We start from the raw sequence: 315 nt of genomic DNA, 5'->3' as shown, positions 1-315 counted from the left end.
CGGGAGGAGGAAGCGGAGGAGTAGATTTAGGCTCGATACCTACCGCATCGGGAACAGCAGCCGACGCAAGCGAATTAACGGCATATAACGGTAAAACTTATACGGGAACAATCGGAAGTGGCGTTACAAGAAAATCTTTCAATTCAAGTCCGCAAGAATTTGGAGAACAATTTTCAGTAGAAGCAAACGGAAATACTGTTGAAGTTGCTATAACCGATAACAAAATCAATTATAGCGGAGCGAGTGTTGGCGCGCAAGTTCAAATATATAAATCCGCAGACGGTAATAGTTATATAGCAAGCGAGGATACGGATT

The 315-nt window shown here is 43.2% G+C and carries 1 protein-coding gene; it reads left to right on the top strand.

The window, feature by feature from the left end:
- Window positions 1-315 (top strand): hypothetical protein (locus tag EZH24_RS14610; RefSeq protein ID WP_161976214.1); only part of this gene is annotated, 315 nt, incomplete at both ends.

Origin of the sequence: Brachyspira catarrhinii (assembly GCF_005518285.1) — a bacterium.
GTDB classification, from domain to species: domain Bacteria; phylum Spirochaetota; class Brachyspiria; order Brachyspirales; family Brachyspiraceae; genus Brachyspira; species Brachyspira catarrhinii.
This window is presented reverse-complemented; position numbering and strand designations above follow the sequence as displayed.